The sequence below is a fragment of the Streptococcus sanguinis genome (genome assembly GCF_003943655.1).
GTDB classification, from domain to species: domain Bacteria; phylum Bacillota; class Bacilli; order Lactobacillales; family Streptococcaceae; genus Streptococcus; species Streptococcus sanguinis_F.
The window spans coordinates 45,359-52,148 of record NZ_RJMM01000017.1 but is presented as its reverse complement, the minus strand read 5'-3'; the positions used below and the strand labels follow the sequence as shown (position 1 = coordinate 52,148).

General features: G+C 43.8%; 3 protein-coding genes and 1 pseudogene. All 4 read left to right on the top strand.

The features are described 5' to 3' along the window. Nucleotides 1-383, top strand: a pseudogene (locus D8886_RS08040) (reverse transcriptase family protein); the annotation flags it as partial. Between the two features lie 197 nt (nucleotides 384-580). Further along, a complete protein-coding gene (locus tag D8886_RS11710) occupies nucleotides 581-757 on the top strand; it encodes a hypothetical protein (RefSeq protein ID WP_185761275.1) in 177 nt (58 codons plus the stop codon). A 258-nt stretch (nucleotides 758-1,015) separates the two neighbouring features. Continuing rightward, entirely contained in the window at nucleotides 1,016-5,536 is a 4,521-nt protein-coding gene (locus tag D8886_RS08035; protein WP_125435007.1) for a S8 family serine peptidase, read from the top strand. 314 nt (nucleotides 5,537-5,850) lie between these two features. Then, the gene (locus tag D8886_RS08030) at nucleotides 5,851-6,612 is read left to right on the top strand and encodes an elongation factor Tu (RefSeq protein ID WP_125435005.1); all 762 of its coding nucleotides are present in this window, start codon (nucleotides 5,851-5,853) and stop codon (nucleotides 6,610-6,612) included. Nucleotides 6,613-6,790: the final 178 nt, after the last annotated feature.

The following is a 6,790-nucleotide window of genomic DNA, read 5'->3' as shown; positions in this document are numbered from 1 at the left end:
ATTATGATGATTTAACTTTTTCTTCCAGAAAAAGAATTTTAAAGCGTTGCTTGAGGGAAATTGTTAGTATAATAGAATCAAATTCTCTGGAAATTAATTTAATTAAGTCGAAAGTAAGTAAATTAAATTATACAAAAATTACAGGTTGTGTAATAGTTGGTAACGAATTAAAAGCGCCAAATAAATTACAGAAAGAAACTCATGATTTATTTTTAAAAATAAAAAATGGAAATCTATCAGAAACAGAATTATCTTTATTGTTGAAACGGTTTTTAGGGAAGATATCAGCAATTCAAATGATAGAAAAGAATAGAAAATTTCCAAATTACTTAAAGTTAATTGAAGATAAAAAACGAGAATTAATGAGCAGAAGAAATGATTAACCATAAAATCTTTTGGTAACGTTTCAAAGAATTGAGATAAAATATTGTTACAATCAGTGAAAGAGGTCCAATATGGAACTTATGATTCACCTAAGTATTTTCAAGTAGAGCATCTGCAAGTAACATGTAAGAACTCAATAGATTCTGGAGCAAACATGGACGATTTTTGTTGAGTTCCAAAAAAGGATGATAGACTAGTGGTTAGAAGCATAGAAGTCGCTCCACTAACAAAGATTGTCGCCAATATTAATCGCACCAACAGCGAGATTGATAATAAAACAGCTGACCTTATAGATTTGCTGGGCCAGCTCAGAGTCACAACGCCTGAAGCTCAGGAAGAACTAGAGAAGTTTTTTGATGAGTTTGAGAAATAATATTTCATAAAGTTCCTATAACAAACCAATCAAACTGGTCCATTCTGCGCTAGTTCTGATTGGTTTTTTCTTATTTCCGGATTTTAAACTGTATTTATTCTATGTTTCAAATAAATAGATGCTTGAAACTTTATCATATAGCTTTTCTTGACTATAACGTTCGTCATTATTACGTTTTTGTTACATTTGTTAGGAGTGTATGAATTGTCAGAAAATTTTTATTATAATATGGTTTATAAATAAAGTAAGGAGACTTCTATGCAAAGACAACGTTTTTCACTCCGTAAATACAAGTTCGGTCTGGCTTCTGTTCTGTTGGGAACTGCTCTGGTTTTTGGTGCGGGACAGGCTCAGGCGGATGAGCAGGCGACAGCTAGTTCGTCAGGGCAAGGTCAGACATCTACTGCTGTGGTATCAGCGACTGAGTCCGCTTCTCAAGCAGCTACACCTGAGAGTCAGCCGGCAAGTTCAGCTACTGTGGAGAAAGCAACGCTAGCTTCTTCTGAATCGGCTACTTCAAGTACAGAGCATGCTAGCCAGCCTTCTACGACAGAGGCTAAGGAAGCATCTGCAGCTCCTGTAGAGAAAGGAGCGACTTCTTCATCAGAAGAGGCTTCTTCAAGTGCTGAGAAGATAACTCAACCATCTGCCACAGAGACCAATCCGACAGCTCCAGCTAGTCCGACAGCAGAGTCTCCGGCAGCCGCAAACTCAGACAAGTCTGCTGCTAATCCTGATGCAGTAGCAGATTCACCAACTTCTCGGGATGCTAAACCAAGCAGCATCAGTACCAATGAGATTATCAAGGTTCCTCAGACCTGGTCTCAGGGCTATAAAGGTCAAGGCCGGCTGGTAGCGATTATCGACTCAGGTCTGGATGTCCATCATGAGGTTCTGAAGATTTCTGATCCATCAAAGGCCAAGTATCAGACAGAGGCAGCTCTGGAAGAAGCCAAGAAAAAGGCCGGCATTGACTACGGGAAGTGGTACAATAGCAAGGTTGTCTATGCCTATAACTATATCGACGGTGATGACAATATCAAGGAAAAGAACAGTTACTCACATGGTATGCACGTAACAGGGATTACAGCGGGAAATCCCAACAAGAAAGCGCCTAATAATGAGTATGTCTATGGTGTTGCACCAGAAGCACAGGTTATGTTTATGCGGGTCTTCTCTGACCGTCAACGCACAACTAGTGACGCTATCTATATCAAAGCCATTGATGATGCGGTGGCTTTAGGGGCTGATACCATCAATATGAGTCTAGGTTCAGCAACAGGTTCAACGGTTGATGTCAGTCCTAGTCTGCAGGCCGCTATTGAGCGTGCTCGGGCCAAGGGGGTGAGCGTTGTCATTGCAGCGGGTAATGACAATACCTTCGGAAGTGAATACTCTAAACCGCTGGTTGAAAATCCAGACTATGGTCTAGTTGGCAGTCCTTCAACAGCAGAAAGCTCTATCTCAGTCGCTTCTGTCAATAACACAGTTCTGACAGAGGAAGTCATGGAAGTTCGTGGTCTGGAAAAGAACGATAAGCTTTTGAACGGTCATTTCAGCTACTCCATGGGTGAGACAAATGCAACCTTTGAAAAGGGCAAGGAATATGAGTATGTCCATGTTGGTCTTGGTCGTGAAGAGGACTTTGCTGGTAAGGATTTGACAGGGAAGCTGGCCCTTATCCAGCGAGGTTCCTTTACCTTTGCTGAAAAGGTTAGAAATGCCATCAGCCATGGTGCTGTTGGTGCTCTGATCTACAATAATGTTGACGGAGCTAACCTAACGATGAGCCTGGACAGTGAATCTAAAAAGGTTCCGTCAGCCTTTATCAGTAAGGAATATGGAGAGGCTTTGGCAGCTGGTAATTACAAGGTAGTCTTTAATGGTCTTGAGGTCAATCGGCCGCATCCAGGAGCAGGTAGTCTGTCTGACTTCTCTAGTTGGGGTGTAACGACAGATGGCTTGCTCAAGCCAGATGTGACAGCGCCAGGTGGCGATATTTACTCTTCACTTAACGACAATACCTATGGCAATATGCAGGGAACCAGTATGGCTACCCCTCATGTGGCTGGTGTAGCGGCTCTGGTCAAGGAATATCTCCTTCAGCACTATCCAGACCTGACACCTGCCCAGAATGCCGATTTGGTCAAAGCGCTCATCATGTCCACAGCCAAGCTGCACGTCAATAAGGAAACAGGTGTCCATACCTCTCCGCGTCAGCAGGGTGCTGGTATCGTAGATACGGCAGCGGCTATTTCTACCGGTCTCTATGTGACAGGAGATAACCAATATCCTAGCGTTTCCTTGGGCAATGTCCAAGACAGCTTCACCTTTGATGTTACGGTTCATAATATCACGGATAAGGATCGGACACTGAAGATGATTGTCAATACCAACACGGATGCGGTCAAGGATGGCTACTTTACCCTGACACCTCGCAAACTAACTGAAACGGTCTGGCCAGAAGTTACGGTCAAGGCTCACAGCAGCCAAAAAGTGACGGTCAAGGTAAATACTGCTAAGTTTGCGGAAGAGCTGCTCAAGCAGATGCCGAATGGCTATTTCCTAGAAGGCTTTGTCCGCTTTGTCGATCCATCAGATGACGGCGATGTTGTTAGTCTGCCATTTATGGGCTTCCGTGGGCAATTCCAAGATCTTCCAGCTGTAGAAAGACCAATCTATGATCTGGTCCAAGAAGGCAAGTCAGGATTCTATTACCCAGTGCCAGAGGACAAGAGTATCCTGTCTGATGACAATGTCTCTTCGCTTGTGACGGAATCCAATGACAAGCTCTATTCGACCGGTCGAACAGCTGCTCGCAGCTCAATTGTACTGGGAACTGCAGAAAATGCTGATGGTAAGCATGTGCTGCAGCTGGGAGCGGATGGCAAGATTCGTCTGGCCTTCTCCCCTAATGGAGATGGCAATCAGGACAGCATCCAGTATCGGACAGTTCTCTATCGAAATATCAATAATCTGACAGCTAGTGTCTATACGGCAGATGATAAGGACTATCGCTTCCCAATCTGGCAGAGCAGCACGATTAGAGAAGGCCGCAAGAACTATTATAGTGGTCAGTCAGACAATCCTAAGTCCTACCTACTAGAGGATACATACTGGGATGGTCGTGATAGCAAGGGTGAGAAGCTGGAAGATGGCCTCTATACCTATGTGGTTCGCTATACGCCAGATGTACCAGGTGCTAAAGAGCAGCAGATTAGCTTTAACCTGCAGATTGATAATCAGAAGCCTTTGATTAGCTCAGGCTATATCAGTACCAAGGATGGTGCGGAAACCTTTACGGCTCGTAAGCCAAAAGATGTCGGCAACGGCGGTATTTTGAGAGAACAAGTCTTCTATCTGCAGGCAGATGAAAAAGGGAAAGAGACCTATAAAGCCGTGGATGATTTTGGCATTGAGCGTGATTACGAGCGTCGAGTTTACATCTCAGCCAATGCGGATGGTAGCTACACCTTGCCAAAAGGAGTGGACAAGTCTAAGATTTTCTATGTGGTAGAGGACTATGCGGGTAACCGTGATGCCATAGCTCTGTCAGACCTAGTCAGTGCTGAAAATGATGGTCGTATCCGTGTCGCTCTGGTCGATGCTAATACGCATCAAGATATATCGTCGACCTTTGTCTATCGAATCAAGGACAGCAAGGGCAAGTATGTCGAACTGGACAAGGGCAAGCAAATCAACGCTCTGCCATTTGGTCGCTATACAGCAGAGATCTTTACTTATGATAAGGATGGGCTTCGTTTCTACAGCGCTCTGACTCAGGAGTTTGAGCTGACAGCCCAGGATAGTTTTAAGACGATTGAGTTTCTGGTCAAGAAGCTGGTCTTTGCACCGGTCAGCGTTGCCTTTGATCAAGCTGTTCCGAAGAATACCCAAGTGGTTCTCAAGAATAATAATGGCGATGCCTATACGCTTCCAGCAGAACTGTTTGGCAAACATGCCTTTGGAAGATCCGTAGCAGCTGGATTCTACTCTGTCTTTGTCAACCTGCCGACTGGCTACGAGCTCTGGGAGAGTGAGCCGACTGTCGAGGTCAAAGAAGGCCAGAATAACCTGCTTAAGTTAGGAGTTATCGTCAAGTCAGGCTTGCTGGCAGCTGTCAATCAGCAGTCTAGTCTGGTCGGCACTGCTCAGTATTACAATGCTTCTGCAGCGAAGCGCACAGCCTACGACCAAGCCTATCAGGCAGCCAAGGAAGCTTTGACAAGCAAACTGACCCAAACGCAAGTCGATGCCGTAAGAGCAAAACTAGAAACAGCATCTGCTGATCTAGACGGCAAGGACTCTGATATTACTGCGGTTAAAGCAGCTGTGGAAGCTTATGCAGCTACTACTAAGACAGGAGCTTATGCCAATGCTAAGGATAAGACTCGTCGCGCTTATGACAAGGCCTTCCAAGCAGTCGCTCTGCTCTTGGTGCAGGACAAGGTGACCCAGGAGCAAATTGATACAGCTCTAGCTCAGCTGACTACAGCAGAGAAGAAGCTGGATGGTAAGGCGACTAACTTTACCAATCTCAAGAAGCTAGTTGATGATGAAGTGCATTACCAAGCCATCAGCAATAAGTTTATCTATGCGACTGACGCGGTGAAGTCGGCTTATCTAGAAGCTTATGCACAGGCTAAGGAAATTTTGGCTAATCCAGGTGCCAGCCAGGAAGATGTCAAAGAAGCCATTGCCAATCTCAGAGCAGCCAAGAGAAAACTTGATGGCAGAAAGCCAAGAGTAGTTAAACCGAAAAAACCTAAACAAGTCTAATTGGTGTTCAAGTCAGTTAAAAATCCCTTAAGTTGAAACTTGAGGGATTTTTCGATAAGTATTTTACATTGGCCCTATTTTCTGCTATAATCTTTTTTAGAAAGAATTCTCATTGTCTACTTTTTAGCGAGTTCGGGATAGTGTGAGCCGGATAGGGAAGCAGTGCAGATGGCGCTTTCGGTTATAATTTTTAAAGTAATGAAGTAATAAATTAGGGTGGAACCGCGTCTTGACGCCCCTAGGTGAAATAGCCTAGGAGTGTCGGATGTGGTTCTTTTGCGTACTGAGTCTATTGTTCGAAAGAAAGGAGATTCGTGGAGAACCTTTATCTTGTAAAAGACGAGAACCAATTAGCAGCTTTTCGAGATTTCGTCGCAAAGAATGCCGCAAAGTTGCAGGATTATCTGGCTTTTTTAAAAGACGAGTTTGCGGTTTATGATTTACCGCAAGCCATCATTTGGTCCGATTTTGATTCTGCTACGCAGATCATTCGGGAAATTCCTGTACCAGCCTATACAAATGATAGGCGGATGGTTATGACTCCCGAATTGGCGGTTTGGAAAGATTTGTATCTCTTTCAGTTGGAGAATTACGAGTCCTCTCACCAAACTCAAGCAATAGCCAACCACTATCAGTCTTTGTCTGAAAATTCTCTCTTNCAGATTGTGGGCCATGAGTTAGCTCATTGGTCGGAGCATTTTTCAGATGATTTTGATGGATACGGTGCCTATATCTGGTTTGAAGAAGGTATGGCTGAGTATATTAGCCGCAAGTATTTCTTTACAGCTGAGGAATTTCGAGCAGAAAAAGCTTGTAATCAGTCTCTCGTTGAGCTTTTTCAGAAAAAGCACGATTGGCACTCATTGAATGATTTCGGCACTTCGACTTATCAAGGGAATTATGCTAGTATTTTTTACGAATACTGGCGCAGTTTTTTGACAGTTGACAAGCTAGTAGAAAATCTAGGCAGCGTGCAAGCGGTCTTTGATTCTTATCATCGGTGGGCAAACACGGATAAAACACTTCCCTTGTTGGATTGGTTCATACAGCAGAAAATAATAGACAAAGAGATATAAACAAACAAAAGGAGTAACAAATGTCTAAAAAATTGACTTTTCACCTCGCCAAAGTCAATTGCGAACCTAAAGGTTCGATTGACTGACGACAACCGCTATGGGGCGGTTTGTCTAGGCGATGTACTAGCTTTTCAAAAGGGAAATAATCGTTCCCTTTTGAACGCTTCGCAAGAATCTC